Genomic DNA, 13,661 nt, shown 5'->3' with positions numbered 1-13,661 from the left:
CTGTGGCGACGCTACGGATCGCGGCGGCTTCCGCGCACTTTGGACGGGACCTGGAGTTCGATCTCCAGCGCATCGCAAAACTCATCGCCGACGCACGGGCTGCGGGTGCCGGGCTGCTGGTGCTGCCGGACGCCGCTCTCGGCGGCTACCTCGCCGACCTGCGGCACCCCGACCCGGACGCGCTGCCGCCCGCGCTCGGCCCTGACGACCCGCTGCTCAAACGGGTGGCCGGGCTGGCCGCCGAGATGGTCGTCTGCGTCGGCTACTGCGAGGCCGACGGAGACCGCCGTTACAACGCGGCCGTCTGCCTGACCGGGGACGGCGTCCTCGGTCGGCACCGCAAAGTCCACCTGCCAGCAGGCGAGATCGCCGCCTACGCCCCCGGCGACCGCTTCGACGCCTTCGACACCCCCGTCGGCCGCGTCGGCATGCTCATCGACTACGACAAAACCTTCCCCGAATCCGCCCGAAGCCTGGCCCTGGACGGCGCCGACATCATCGCCTGCCTCTCCGCCTGGCCCACCAGCATCACCAACCGCGCCCCCCGCATGGCCCAGGACCGCCAGTCCCGCCTCTTCGACCTGTACGACTGCGCCCGCGCCGCCGAGAACCAGGTCGTCCTGGCCTCCTCCAACCAGACCGGCGCCATGGGCGGCATGCGCTTCCTCGGCCAGGCCAAAGTCGTCGGCCCCGGCGGCGAAATCCTCGCCCGAACCTGGTCCAAAGCCGGCCTGGCCGTCGCCGAACTCGACGTAACCACCGAAATAGCCACCGCCCGCCGAGTCCTCCAACACATCACCGAACGCCGCCCGAACACCTACCGGACCAAACCGTGACCACCACACCGCCTATCCGACATCCCTATCCCGGACCGCACAAACCCTGCCCAGCAAGCCGTCCTGCCTGGCGGAGCCGGGATCCGACGTGGCTGCCAATGTCAGTGTCCCTCGCGCCCAGTTGCCACCCCGGCGAAGCGGGTCCGGCCGAAGGTCAAACAACGGGCTGGGTGGGTGGGAGTGCCATGGCAACCGCGATTAGGAACCCACGAGCGACGAGGAGGAATGGGTCGGTGAAGATTGCGTTGGTTACTTATTCTACTAAGCCTCGGGGTGGGGTGGTGCATACGCTTTCGTTGGCTGAGGCGTTGGTGGGGTTGGGGGTTGAGGTTGATGTTTGGGCGTTGGGGAGGGGTGGGGATCGGACGTTTTTTCGGAGGGTTGATTCTCGGGTTTGTGTTCGGGTGGTGCCCTATTTGGGGGTTGAGGGGGAGGCGTTTGGGGAGCGGGTGCTTCGGTCGATTATGATTTTGCGGGGGGCTTTTGAGTCCGATGGGTATGACATTGTTCATGCGCAGGACTGTATTAGTGCGAATGCGGTGGGGTCATGTGTTCGGACGGTTCATCATATTGATCAGTTCAGTACTCCTGAACTGGCCGCTTGTCATGAGCGGGCGATTGTGGAGCCGTGGGCGCATGTTTGTGTTTCTCGGGCGGTGGCGGGGGAGCTGGCCGAGGGGTGGGGTATTTCGGCTCGGGTGATACCGAACGGGGTGGAGGCTGAGCGGTTCGCGGCCGCTGCTTCGGATGATCCTGATGCTGTGGCGGCGAGGGGGCGGTGGCAGGAGCGGTTGGGGGCCTACATCCTGGCTGTCGGGGGGATTGAGCCGCGTAAGGGGTCCATGGATCTTCTGGAATCGTATGCGCGCTTTGCGGAGGAGCGGGGCTCCTCGGGGGTTCGGCTGGTCGTTGCCGGTGGGGATACGTTGTTTGATTATCGTGGGTACCGGGCGGAATGGGAGATCCGGGCGAAGGAACTCGGGGTGGAGCCGCTGGTTTTGGGGCCGGTTGGGCATGAGGAGTTGCCGGCGTTGGTGGCTGGGGCTGCGGTTTTCGCGTTTCCTTCGGTGAAGGAAGGGTTTGGTCTGGCCGCTATGGAGGCGTTGGCGGCGGGGGTTCCGGTCGTCACGAGGGACCTTCCGGTGTTCCGGGAGGTCTTTGGAGATTCAGCACTCTTCGCGGACGATATTTCCGGATTCGCTGAGCGATATCGTGACGCGATCGAGCAGCCTGATCCCGACAGGGCCGCCGCAGGGCGTGAACTGGCGTTCCGTCACACCTGGAAAGCGGCAGCCCAAGCGCATCTCGACCTCTACCGCGAACTCAGAACATCCCGGTGAAGCCGGCCGTGACCGCAGAAGCCGGAGCGTTCCCGAAGGATCGCTGGATTCCAGACTTGGTGATGATCGTGTATCCGTCTCCGGCCGGCGAGTAGGCGATATCGGTCGCCTCGGGAAGCCCAGGCGGCAGATCTCCCAGATGCTTCGCGTCGCCAAACGCAAACACATGCCCGGATTTATCCACCATCACATAACCTTTACCGCTGGGCGTCCGGGACATCGCCACAATCGCCTTGTCGAAGGTCGTGGCGTTGCCGTACCAGCGGGGCTCCGCATCCCCATACGGATAAATCTGACCTGCCGAGGTAAGCAACCAGTACCCTTCCCCGGTCTCCGTTACCTCGATGTCCACGAAACTCCCCGAGAAACCCTCGGGCTCCCGCCGCGCAACCCCCTTCCCGAACACCCGCCCATCAGCCCCCAGCAGCAGATACCCCCCATCCGGCAACGCCCCGATCGCCGTGACCTCACCCGCCACCTCCACCTGGTACGGCTTGGCGTCCCCATACGCGAAAACCTGCCCGGTCGAACTCACCAGCCAGTAACCACCGGCCGACGGAGTAACAGCCGCATCCACGATCCTCCCGACGACCCCGCCCGGACGCCGATGCACGACCGGCCCCCCGAAAGCCTCACCCGTCGAGGTCACCGACAACAGCCGAGACCCGATCGCATGCACCCCGCCCCCGTTGACGACCTGCTCGTACTCCGCCACACCCCCGCCGTACGCGAGAATGCCGATGTTCTGGGGAGAGCGGACCGCACCCGCGACGCTGTAGTCGGCCCAGAAGCTGTCCAGCACCCCGCCATGCCAGCGCATCGCGTTCCGGACGACCTTCGAGTTCTGCCCGACCGTCATGACACTGCGCGTGCCGTCCTTGTTGGCGGTGACGCTCTCGACGACCACCACATGCCCCGCCTGCCCCGTCCGGTTCATCACGATCATGTCCCCAGGGACAAGATCCAGCACCTTCCCGTTCGGCTGCCGCGCCATCCCCAGCGCCGTCGCCTTCGCATAGATCTGCGACGCGACCCCCACCCCCGCGAAGATCCCCTTGTGCCACCCCCGCCGCGCGTAGAACCGCTGCGCCAACTCCACACACTGCCACCAGTTCGACGAGACCCCGCCCACATGCACCTGCCCATCACACGTCTTGGCGGTACTACTCCCACAAACCGGCACCCCACCCCCGGCGAACCATGCACTCCCCGCCATCCGCACCGGCGCCCCCGCCACGGCCGAGGTCTCGCCGCCGTCAACATCAGCGCTCGCCGCACCCGGCCCCACCACCGACACCACCGCAACCCCGGCCACAACGACCGCCCACATCCGCCCCACCAAGATCACCCTCCCAGCAACTCCGCCCACACGACCCCACGAAGCCTGCCGAAAAAGGACAAATCTTGCCCGACAAATACCCATTAGGTATACGCCAAAGCCCGAAATAGCACCTAAGCCATAACCTGCACATTCATCACATATGGTAACTTGGAGCTAGTGTTCGATTGCGTTTGGTAATCTTCCGCACATGGTTACTCCCCTCCATGAGGGATTGGCCGGTATCGCCAAGTTGGATCCGGTGAATACCGCCTGTGCCCTCCGAGAACTGTTCGACCTAGACATCCCCAAGGACGGTGATGCCGTAGTTGCCTCCCCAGATCTGACGAAGATCCAGCCAACCGAGTACCGGGCCGATGGAGTGCTCCTGTACTCCGAGGATGGCGGACGGAAGCTCGCCGTGATCGTGGAAGTCCAACTCAAGCGCGATCCGGACAAGCACGGCACCTGGCTGGCCTACATCGCCAACGTCCGCGTTCGCGACAAGTGCCCCGCCTGCCTCGTCGTCATCTGCAAAGACAGCTCAACCGCCAAGTGGGCCGCCGCTCCCATCGAAACCGGTCATCCTGGCCTGACCCTGACCCCATTGGTCATCGGCCCCGACAACACCCCCGTGATCACCGACATTGCCCGGGCCGTCGGCAACATCGGCCTGGCCGCGATCTCCGCGATCACCCACAGCAAGCACCCAGAGATCAACATTATCCTCGCCACCCTGGTCGATGCCCTGGCCAGCATCGATTCGACGCAGGCCCAGGAGTACGCTGATTTCGTCACCGTGGCGCTGACCGGAAGTGCACAGAAGGAGATGGAGCGTCTCATGACCGCACAGACCCACCGCTTCCAGAGCGAATACGCCCAGAAACTTCGGGCCGAAGGCAGAGACGAAGGAAGAGACGAAGGCAGGGCCATAGGCGAAGCGCGCTCTGTCCTGCGGCTTCTCGAGTTTCGGAAGGTCGAGGTGTCTGACTCGGCTCGTGAGCGAATTCTTGCGTGTACCGAGGAAGCTCAGCTGTACCTGTGGCTGGAGAAGGCGTCCTACGTGACCTCCGTCGAGGACCTCTTTGATTGAGTTCTCGAGCCTCGTCCTAAGTGAACCCGGCAAGAGGATCTGGGCAAAAGGCATGGGGCGCGCGATCCTGCGGTTTCTCGGGAATCGGGAGATCGAAGTGTCGGAGGAGGATCGCGAGCGGATCATGTCCTGTACCGATCTGGCTCAGCTTGACGCCTGGCTGAACAAGTCGTTGACCGTGACCTCTGCAGATCAGCTCTTCAGCTGAAGTCCTTCGAGTTCTACAATGCGTGGCTCTTCGGGCGGGTGCCCGGAGGGCCACGCTTGTTTTATGCGGCTATGGTGGCGTGCATTTCCCAGAGGAGGAGTTCGGTGGGGGCGGTGGCGGTTACGCGGTTGCCGCTGACGGCGGTGAGGCGGGCGGCGTCGCCCTTGGTGAGGGGGCCGGCGCCTTCGAGGGTGATGGAGCCTTCTGGGATGAAGAGGTGGAGGAAGGGGGCCTCCGGGAGGGTGATGGTGTCGCCGGGGGAGAGGCGGGCGGCGTGGAGGGTGGCGTACTTGTTCTGGATGCGGATGGCGGCGTCGTGGTCGGGGTGGCCGGAGGCGACGGGGGCCAGTTTGCCGCGCATCAGGGAGTCGTCGATTTCGAGTTGTTCGTAGCCCGGGGTGATGCCGGGAGTGTCGGGGACGACCCACATCTGGATGAAGTGCACGGGGTCGCTGTGGGGGTCGCCCTGGAGGCGCCAGGAGTCGTTCTTCTCCGAGTGGAGGATGCCGGTGCCGGCGCTCATGCGCTGGGCGAGCCCTGGGTAGATGACGCCGGAGTGGCCTTCGGAGTCCTGGTGCACGAGGGAGCCGCGCAGCACCCAGGTCACGATCTCCATGTCCCGGTGGGGGTGGGTCTCGAAGCCCATCCCGGGGGTGACGATGTCGTCGTTGTTGACCAGGAGCACGCCGTGGTGGGTGTTGCGGGGGTCGTGGTGTCCGCCGAAGGAGAAGGAGTGCTTGGAGTCGAGCCACCCGATCTGCGTCTTGAAGCGGTCTTCCGCCCGCCGGATGTCGATGCCGGGCGTCACCGTGACGTCAGCCATGTCCAGTCCCTCCATGAATCCCGAGTTGGTTGAAATGTAAACCATCTGAGGGTGGGGGATGTTCCCGTCAGCGGCCCGGGATGAGGGAGCGGAGGCGGGAGAGGCCGGAGCGGGACTGCGGTGGGGCGGGGGTGGTGACGAGGTCGAGGGTTTCCAGGCGGCGGCGTTTGAAGTAGCGGGCCGGGCCGTTGGCCGCGAGATAGTCACGAGCCGGTTCGCGGAGTTCGGGGTGGGCGGTGTGCTGCATGCAGTACGCGACCGCGTTGATCAGGCCGGGAAGGTCGACCGGCGGGGGATCGGTGAGCGAGCCGTCCGGGAACAGCTGAGGGGTGGTCGCGTCCACGATCGTGACCGGGATGCGGTTGCTGTTCTCGTACGGAGTGAGCCGTTCCAGCAGCATTTCGGTGCCCATGGTCGCCACCGGCAGGTCGAAGAAGACCTTGGCCGTGGTCAGCGCGGTGGAGAAGCAGCTGACCACGAGGGCGGGGCTCAGGGTCGCGAAGAGGGATTCGGCCGGAATGCCCTCAGGGGTGAAGGTCAGCCGGAGGCCGAGGTCGGCGGCGAGGGGGCGGAGTTCGCGGCCCTGGCTGTGACGGGCGGCCGGGTGCGGCTGGAAGATCACGTCATGGTGCCCTCGGGCAGCGACGGCCCGGAGCATGCCCGCGTGCAGCTGGTGCTCCTCGTCCAGCGACAGGATGCCGAGCGAGGAGAGGTACTGCCCGAGAATCAACACCGGGCCATCAGGGGAACCGCCCTGAGGGAGACCGGCGGCGGAGAGCTCGTCCACCACCTGGCGGAAGTGGGTGGCCGGGATCAGTTGGGGCGGAACGCCGTGTTCGCTGAGGAGTAGGGGAGCGACGTCCGGGACCAGGCCGAGGTGGAGGAGGCGGGTTACGCGGGCGGAGATCTCGTGGGGTAGGACGTCCCGGGTCGGGCTGTGGGCCATCAGGCCGTCGGAGTAGACGGTGATGCCGCAGTCCTTGAAGAGGCCGGGCAGCAGCCGGGACGGTGGCACGATCACGGACTCGATCGCCACCTCGGTGATTTCGTCTATCCCGAGACGGTGCAGCAGCAGCCGCCCGAAGACCGGCACCTCGATGGTCCGCGGCTTCCACTCGGCCGGATGGAACGGCGCGATGATCTCGTTCCACGAGTGCACCTCGTCGAAGCGGGACCGCAACGCCGCGAACCCGGGCGCCTCGTCCAGCCCGAGCGCGATCTCCGGAATGTCGGCGTTGTTGGTCAGCAGCAGCACCCGCCGCTCCCCGGGCGGCCCGAACGCCCCGGCGTCGATGCCCGCGGCCAGCGTCATCGCCCCGAACAGCCGGGAGGCGTGGAACAACTGGGTCACGTCGCACTCCGTTCCGGGACCAGCAGCGCCCGCCGCTTCGGGTCCAGCGTCTCGACCGACTCGGTGACCAGGTCGGCGGGGAGCCGGGCCAGCATCTCCGCCCCCCGGGACTCGAACGCGGCGGCGGTCTCGGGGGTGAGCCGGTCGCGCTGCTCCAGATGGTTGGCGAGCAACGCGCAGAACGTCCGCACCGCCTTGGGCCGGAACCGTTCCTCGACCTCGGCGAACAGGACGTCGAAGGCGTCGAAGAAGTGCAGCTGCCTGGCGTCCCCGATCTGGGTCAGCGAGCCGGGCAGCCCGCGCCGGTAGAAGACCCCGGCCAGCGAGACCACCGCGAAGGACTTGGCCCGCTGGTGCAGCCGCCAGATCCACGGCCGGTCCTCGGCGGTGTGTAACCCGGCGGGGAAGTTCAGCAGGTCGCCGAGCTCCCGCCGGTAGATCCCGGCCCAGGCGTACGGATAGTCGACCATGGTCTTGGCATCCGCCGGCAGGATCGACTCACGGGGGTCGAGCACCGTGTTCCGCCGGGCCTCCGGCGCCCAGTGGGTCTCCCGGCGGCGGCCCTCCGACTGCACGTGGTCCACCCGGACGAAGTCGCACCCGAGGCCCTCGATGGCGGCCACCAGCTCGGCCAGGTACCCCCGCCCGAGCCAGTCGTCCCCGTCCAGGAAGGTCACGTAACGCCCGGAGGCCAGCCGGAGCCCCGCGTTGCGGGCGCCGGCCAGCCCCGCGGGCTCGCTGTGCCGGATGACGTGCAGCGTGGGCAGCTCGTCCCGGAACTCGGCCACGATCGTCCCGGTGGCGTCCGCCGAGCCGTCGTCGACGACGATCACCTCGAAGTCCGGCACCTTAAAGTCGGCACGCGCGTTGCGCACGAGCGAGGTGAGCGTGTCCGCGATGTACGCCTCGCCGTCCTTCACCGGGACGATGACCGAGAGGGTGATCATCAGACGGTGACCCGCCGCAGCCGGGCCCGGGGAGCCTCCTCGCCGGGGAAGACGCGCTTGACGCCGTCGCCCAGGGCCTGCTCGATGATGCGGATGTCCCGGACCAGGTGCTCCAGACCGCTGGGCTCCAGCGAGGCCGCGTGGTCGGACCCCCACATCGTGCGGTCCAGCGTGATGTGCCGCTCCACGGTGACCGCGCCCAGGGTGACGGCGGCCAGCGAGATCTGCAGGCCGCGCTCGTGGCCGGAGTAGCCGACGGGCACCCCGTACCGCTCCTGGAGGGTGGCGATGGTGCGGAGGTTGGCCTCCTCCGGGGGGAGCGGGTAGGTGGAGGTGGCGTGCATCATGACCAGCCGCTGGGTGCCGAGGATCCGCACCGCTTTGTCGATCTCCTCCAGGGTGGACATGCCGGTGGAGAGGATGATCGGCTTGCCGGTGGCGGCCAGCGCGCGGAGCAGTTCGTGGTCGGTCACCGAGGCGGAGGCCACCTTGTGGGTGATGACGTCCATCTCCTCCAGGAACTCCACCGACGGCACGTCCCACGGCGAGGCGAACCAGTCGATGCCCCGGTCCTTGCAGTGCGCGGCGATCTCGGTGTACTCGTCCCGGCCGAACTCGGTCCGGATCTTGTACTCCATGTAGGTCATCTCGCCCCAGGGCGTCTGCCGGATCTGGCCGCGCTGCTCCACCGGCACGCAGATCTCCGGCGTGCGCTTCTGGAACTTGACCGCGTCGCAGCCCGCGTCCACCGCCACGTCGATCAGCCGCCGGGCGATGTCCACGTCGCCGTTGTGGTTGATGCCGATCTCGCCGATCACGTACACCGGGTGGCCGGGGCCGAGCAGGTGCTCCCCGATCCGTACGGCGGGCACCGCGGCCTGGCGGGCGCGGAAGGTCAGCGGCCGGGCCGGGGGCTGCTCGGTCTCGGCCAGCGGCGGACGGGCGGCCAGCACCCGGTCGCACAGCTCGCGTACGGCTCCGGCCCCGCCGGCCTGGGTGAGCACCACCCGCGCGGCGGCCCGCACCCGGGGGTGCGCGTCCGGCACCGCGATCGGCCAGCCCACCAGGCTCATGCAGCCCAGGTCGTTGAGGTCGTTGCCGACGTAGGCCACCCGCGCCGGGTCGAGCCCCTCGATGGTGAGCCAGTCGCGCAGCGCGGTCTGCTTGGTGGACAGGCCCTGCAGCACCGGCACCCCGAGCTTGCGGGCCCGCGCCGAGACCACCGGGTTCTGCTCGGTGGACAGCACCAGCAGCTTGACCCCGGAGCGCTTGAGCAGCGCCACGCCCATGCCGTCGGAGCGGCTGACCGCGACCATCTCGCGGCCCTCGGAGTCCACGTACGCCCGGTCGTCGGTGTGCACGCCGTCGAAGTCGGTGATCACCGCGTCCACGTCGATGGGCTGCGGCACGTCCACGACGTGGGCCAGCGCGCGCACGATCTCCAGGTCCTCGGTGGTGTCCACCTCTACCGCGTGCACGGCGGGGACGGGCTGCACCGCGACGGTGCCGAAGAAGCGGTGGCCGCTGGAGCGGAACCCGGCGGTGCGCATCACGTAGAAGGCGCCGGTCTCCCGGTAGTGCGGCTCGCGGTCCTGGCGGCGCGGGCGGTACGACCGGTCGTGGTTGATGCCCTGGCCGTCGGCGGTCCACACGAACTCGAAGGTCTCCATGGCGGAGAAGACCACGTCGGCCTGGCCGTCCCGGACCTTCGCGACGGCCGCGTCCAGGTCCTTGGGGTCGATGAAGGCGCTGGTGCACTGCACCAGGATGACGATCTCCGGGTCCTCGGCCCCGTCGGCGGCGGCCAGCGCGTCCAGCGCGTGCAGCACGGCGGACTCGCTGGAGGCGGTGCCGCCGCTCAGCTCGGCCGGGCGGTCGACGATGCGGGCCCCGGCGTGCTCGGCGGTCTCGGCGATGCCGGCGTGGTCGGTGCTGACCACCACGGTGTCCACCAGTTCGGCGCGCACGCAGGCCAGCACGGCACGGGAGACCAGCGGGGTGCCTCCCACCTTCGCCAGATTTTTCAGTGGAACCCCCACTGAACCGCCACGCGCCGGGACAACGGCAAGCACACGCACCTGACACTCCTCTTACCTGCGACAACATGCCCCGGAGCAGCGGGGGTGCCTGGAAACCTAGCCATGAGGGTATCCCGCAGGGGGTGAAAAAGCTGAACAACGAGAAGCCTGCGGCTTAACTTTCCGTTCTGTACGGGATGCTCCCCCAGGCCAGCACAAGATCCAGGGCATGATCCGAAAGAGCCACTAATGGCGCGATATTGGCGGGTAGTGGCTCTGGTTTCGGGTTTCGGCAATCGATTAAATGATCTCGCGGGAGCAATTTCGTACTTGGCCGGGAATTGTTTCCGTCCATGACACCGTCCGTTCGCGATAAGCCCCCGTATCGCCTGGACGGACCGCCCCCGATCACCGCTTCGTATCGGGGGCGTCAAGCCCTCGCCAGAGGGGTTGGCGGGCTCGCCGGATCCGTCCGGCGAGCCCGCCGCGTGAAACTTTCATCGGCTTAGTTTGTTGGATTGACATACATATCTGGGCGCTCGTACCGTGATGACGGTTGGTTCGGGCCGTTCGTACGGCCAGAAGGGACCTGGGAGCGCCATCCCCACCGGGCGGTCACGCACCGTGCCCCGCCCGGTGGCCGCACCCCCTCCGGTAGACCTCGCACTTGATGTAGAAGTAGGGCGTGCGTTTAATACTGGGCGTTCTGACGGCTCTCCTGTTGACGGCCTGCACGGCCGAGTCGCCTTCGGAGCCTCCGGCGCCCGGGCAAACCTCCTCGCAGGCGTTCCAACAGGCGCGGGTCCTCGGGAAAGAGAACCTCAGCGGGCGGGTCGACGAGGTGACCATCGAGTCCCCGGCCCTCGGCGGCAAGGGCACGGTCTGGGTGATCAGGCCGGAGGGCTGGACCGAGGGCTCCACCGGCTGGCCGGCCCTCTACCTGCTGCACGGCTGCTGCGCCAGCTCGGGCGACGGCTGGCTCAGCTCGGGCGAGGCCGAGCGGGTCACCGCGAAGGCCAAGGCGGTGGTCATCCTCCCCGACGGCGGCCGCATGGGCTGGTACACCGACTGGGTGAACGGCCCCGCCTGGGAGACCTTCCACATGAAGGAGGTCCGCTCCCTCGTCGAGCCCATGTACGGCGTGGGCGACCGGCGCGCCATCGCCGGGCTCTCCATGGGCGGCCACGGCGCGATGAGCTACGCGTCCAGGTACCCGGGGGTGTTCCAGGCGGCGGCCTCCTTCTCCGGCGTGCTCGACATCCGCTCGAATCCGCCCGGCTTCAGCGACTTCCTGCGCGGCTCCGGCGCGGAGCCCGACGACATCTGGGGGCCGCTCCCCGCCCAGGAGGACAACTGGCGGGCGCACAACCCCACCGACCTGGTGGCCGGGCTGAAGGGCCTGCGCCTGTACATCTCCTGCGGCAACGGCGATCCGGGCCCGCTGGACTCGGGCGGCTCTCGGGACGGAGGCGAGGCGTCCCTGCTGACCGAGAACACCAACTTCGCCAAGGCCGCCGAGGCCGCCGGAGTCGAGGTCACCACCGACTTCTACGGCGAGGGCACGCACCGCTGGCCGTACTGGACCCGGGCGCTGGAGCGGGCGCTGCCGGTGCTGATGGGCAGTTCCGGCTAGAGGTGCCAGGGGAGGACGATCGGCTCCGCCGGGATCCGGTGGAGCAGGGTCTCCAGGAGTTCGGCCAGCCGGTACGGGAGCACGCGTTCGGTGGCGGCACGGAGTTCGGGCAGCGTCCACCAGCGGAAGGTGTCCAGCAGGGAGCTCTCCAGCTCCTCCATGCCGGAAACATCCACCTCCAGGTGGGGCACCCGGAGCAGGAAGAACGAGTCCTCGCCGTAGAACCGCACACCCTCGGCGCTCTCCCAGGGTCCGGAGCTGACGGCGACGACCGGCCCGAGGTCCTCCGGCGCCACCCGATGCCCGGTCTCCTCGCGTAACTCCCGAGCGGCGGCCGTGGCCAGGTCCTCACCGGGGTTCACCCCGCCACCCGGGGTGATCCAGGCGTAATCCGGATTCTCGGTCGTGCTCAGCGCACGGTAGAGCAGGATGCGGTCGGCGTCGTCCAGGATGAGGACCCGGGCGGAGGGACGGACGATCACGCTGATGAGGCTACCGCCCTGACCCCTCGCGCAGGCGCGGTAGTTCCGGCCAGCTTTCCCCCAGTCCTGGGGGCCTGGCGCAGATGACGTAGTGCTGCGGGGTGACGGCGGACATCCGGCCGGGCAGTTGCCGCAGGCAGGTCTCGTGCAGTTCCTCCGGGGTGGTGTCCGCCGCCGTGTACGCCACCAGCCGCGCCCCTTCCACGACCACCTCCGAGGGCTCCGGCAGCAGCCGCCGGACCTCGGCGAGTTCCGTCCAGTTCTGGTCGGACCGCACCCAGCCCGCGCCCCGGGGAACCGGGCTGATCCCGGTCAGTTCCGGCAGTTCGGCGAGCGGGACGTCCCGCCGCCCGGCCTCGATGAGCAGGCGGGCGACGCCCTCGCCGAGGAGCAGGGCGTCCTCCCGGGGCAGGCAGCGCGGGTCGGCCCAGAGCACGGCGTCGTACTCGCCCTCCAGCCGGTTCACCCAGAGCGAGGTCCTGGTCGGCAGCGTCGCCTCGGGCAGCCAGGCCGAGCGCACGTCCCGGTCGGACGCGGCGACCACCCTGGCCCCCTGCCCGGGCGCGCTCATGTCGTTGAAGACGACGTCCCGGGCGAAGAAGACCCCGCGTTCCCGCTGCACCCGCTCCATGATCTCGATCAGCGCCGCCGCGTCGAACCGGCTGTTCTGGTAGGCGGCCAGCGTGCCCGACCGCACCCCGCCGAGCACCCCGTCGAAGGACTCGTGATCGAGTTCGACGGGCACCAGCGCGTCCTGGGCGAGCGGCCCCACGTACTCCCGCAGCTCCGGCCGGAACCGGTTGGCGGAGATGGACAGCACGGGCACGGTATCGGCCCCGCCGCGCAGCCCGGCCAGGGTGGCCAGCGCGCCGAGCACCGCCGCCGACCCGCTCACCCCCGTACGGACCGTGATGCGCCGCAGCGCGCGGGCGGCGGCGGCCGAGCGCACCCGGAGCCGGGGCAGCAGCCAGTCGGTGCCGGTGTCGTCCACCGAGACGGTCAGGGTCGAGTGGGGGATGCGGCGCAGCTGGGTCTCCCAGTAGCGCAGTGCCGCCTCGGCCCGGCGCCTGCTGGCCGGGCTCGCCTCGGTGCCCGCGACGTCCACCGGCTGGGGCGCGGTCACCGGCGGCAACGGCTTGCCCAGCACCAGCTGGTCCCACTCGGCGAGCAGCACCGCCAGCCCGATCGCGTCCACCGCGCTGTGCGTGGTCACCAGCACCACCTGCTCGGGTACCCCGCCGGCGGTGATGACCGCCACCCGGAGCGGGATCTCGGACTCGACCTCGAACCGCCCGCCCTGGAGCCGCCGCGCGACCTCCGCTGCCGCCTCCTCGCAGACCTCGACGGACAGCGTGCCCTCGGCCAGGACCTCCTGGGTGGTGTCGGTGAAGAGCGTGCGGAGGGACTCGTGCCGGGACAGCAGCACGCCCACCGCCTCGGCCAGGGACGCCACCGTCACACCCTGCGGGAGCGGCCGGATGACCTGGTAGTTCATGTGCTCGGGGGGATCGGTGCGGACGCAGCGCACCATGTTGGCCTGGCCCATGGTGAGCGGGCCGCTACGTACACCGGTTCCGGCGAAGTGGGCGGTGGTCAACCCCATTGGCGGCTC

Annotated in this window: 12 protein-coding genes; 5 read left to right on the top strand and 7 right to left on the bottom strand. The window is 68.5% G+C overall.

Annotation, left to right across the window (positions count from 1 at the left end; genetic code table 11):
* The first annotated feature begins 2 nt into the window (after positions 1–2).
* Both KIP79_RS02105 and KIP79_RS02100 read left to right on the top strand, forming a co-directional pair.
* Positions 3–836 carry a carbon-nitrogen hydrolase family protein gene (locus KIP79_RS02105; protein ID WP_214102968.1) on the top strand — a complete coding sequence of 278 codons (834 nt, stop codon included), beginning with the start codon at positions 3–5 and terminating at the stop codon, positions 834–836.
* Between the two features lie 98 nt (positions 837–934).
* A complete protein-coding gene (locus tag KIP79_RS02100) occupies positions 935–2,176 on the top strand; it encodes an MSMEG_0565 family glycosyltransferase (protein ID WP_308169523.1) in 1,242 nt (413 codons plus the stop codon).
* Here the strand turns inward: KIP79_RS02100 and KIP79_RS02095 are convergent.
* Complete coding sequence (locus KIP79_RS02095; RefSeq protein WP_214102966.1) at positions 2,160–3,506, bottom strand: CHAP domain-containing protein; 1,347 nt, start codon at positions 3,504–3,506, stop codon at positions 2,160–2,162. The genes KIP79_RS02100 and KIP79_RS02095 overlap by 17 nt on opposite strands.
* A 199-nt stretch (positions 3,507–3,705) precedes the next feature.
* Between KIP79_RS02095 and KIP79_RS02090 the strand changes: the two genes are divergently transcribed.
* Both KIP79_RS02090 and KIP79_RS02085 read left to right on the top strand, forming a co-directional pair.
* Complete coding sequence (locus KIP79_RS02090; protein ID WP_214102965.1) at positions 3,706–4,587, top strand: RpnC/YadD family protein; 882 nt, start codon at positions 3,706–3,708, stop codon at positions 4,585–4,587.
* Positions 4,580–4,795, top strand: a complete 216-nt coding sequence (locus KIP79_RS02085) for a hypothetical protein (RefSeq protein ID WP_214102964.1) — start codon at positions 4,580–4,582, stop codon at positions 4,793–4,795. The genes KIP79_RS02090 and KIP79_RS02085 overlap by 8 nt, the downstream gene beginning before the upstream one ends.
* A gap of 61 nt (positions 4,796–4,856) precedes the next feature.
* Here KIP79_RS02085 and KIP79_RS02080 read toward each other — a convergent pair whose 3' ends face one another.
* The 4 genes from KIP79_RS02080 to KIP79_RS49160 all read right to left on the bottom strand — a co-directional run bounded on the left by KIP79_RS02080 (position 4,857) and on the right by KIP79_RS49160 (position 9,988).
* Positions 4,857–5,618 carry a pirin family protein gene (locus tag KIP79_RS02080; RefSeq protein ID WP_214102963.1) on the bottom strand — a complete coding sequence of 254 codons (762 nt, stop codon included), beginning with the start codon at positions 5,616–5,618 and terminating at the stop codon, positions 4,857–4,859.
* 67 nt (positions 5,619–5,685) lie between these two features.
* Positions 5,686–6,969 carry a polysialyltransferase family glycosyltransferase gene (locus KIP79_RS02075; protein ID WP_214102962.1) on the bottom strand — a complete coding sequence of 428 codons (1,284 nt, stop codon included), beginning with the start codon at positions 6,967–6,969 and terminating at the stop codon, positions 5,686–5,688.
* Positions 6,966–7,916, bottom strand: a complete 951-nt coding sequence (locus tag KIP79_RS02070) for a glycosyltransferase family 2 protein (protein ID WP_214102961.1) — start codon at positions 7,914–7,916, stop codon at positions 6,966–6,968. The genes KIP79_RS02075 and KIP79_RS02070 overlap by 4 nt, the downstream gene beginning before the upstream one ends.
* Positions 7,916–9,988 carry an N-acetylneuraminate synthase family protein gene (locus KIP79_RS49160; protein WP_308169539.1) on the bottom strand — a complete coding sequence of 691 codons (2,073 nt, stop codon included), beginning with the start codon at positions 9,986–9,988 and terminating at the stop codon, positions 7,916–7,918. The genes KIP79_RS02070 and KIP79_RS49160 overlap by 1 nt, the downstream gene beginning before the upstream one ends.
* Before the next feature lie 631 nt (positions 9,989–10,619).
* Here KIP79_RS49160 and KIP79_RS02060 point away from each other — a divergent pair.
* Positions 10,620–11,567: an alpha/beta hydrolase gene (locus tag KIP79_RS02060; protein WP_214102959.1), complete on the top strand. Its 948-nt coding sequence runs from the start codon at positions 10,620–10,622 to the stop codon at positions 11,565–11,567.
* Here the strand turns inward: KIP79_RS02060 and KIP79_RS02055 are convergent.
* Both KIP79_RS02055 and KIP79_RS02050 read right to left on the bottom strand, forming a co-directional pair.
* A complete protein-coding gene (locus tag KIP79_RS02055) occupies positions 11,564–12,049 on the bottom strand; it encodes an NUDIX hydrolase (RefSeq protein WP_214102958.1) in 486 nt (161 codons plus the stop codon). The genes KIP79_RS02060 and KIP79_RS02055 overlap by 4 nt on opposite strands.
* A gap of 10 nt (positions 12,050–12,059) precedes the next feature.
* Positions 12,060–13,652, bottom strand: a complete 1,593-nt coding sequence (locus KIP79_RS02050) for a condensation domain-containing protein (protein ID WP_214102957.1) — start codon at positions 13,650–13,652, stop codon at positions 12,060–12,062.
* Positions 13,653–13,661: the final 9 nt, after the last annotated feature.

Origin of the sequence: Acrocarpospora catenulata, from assembly GCF_018476525.1 — a bacterium.
Taxonomy (GTDB): Bacteria; Actinomycetota; Actinomycetes; order Streptosporangiales; family Streptosporangiaceae; genus Acrocarpospora; species Acrocarpospora catenulata.
This window is presented reverse-complemented; position numbering and strand designations above follow the sequence as displayed.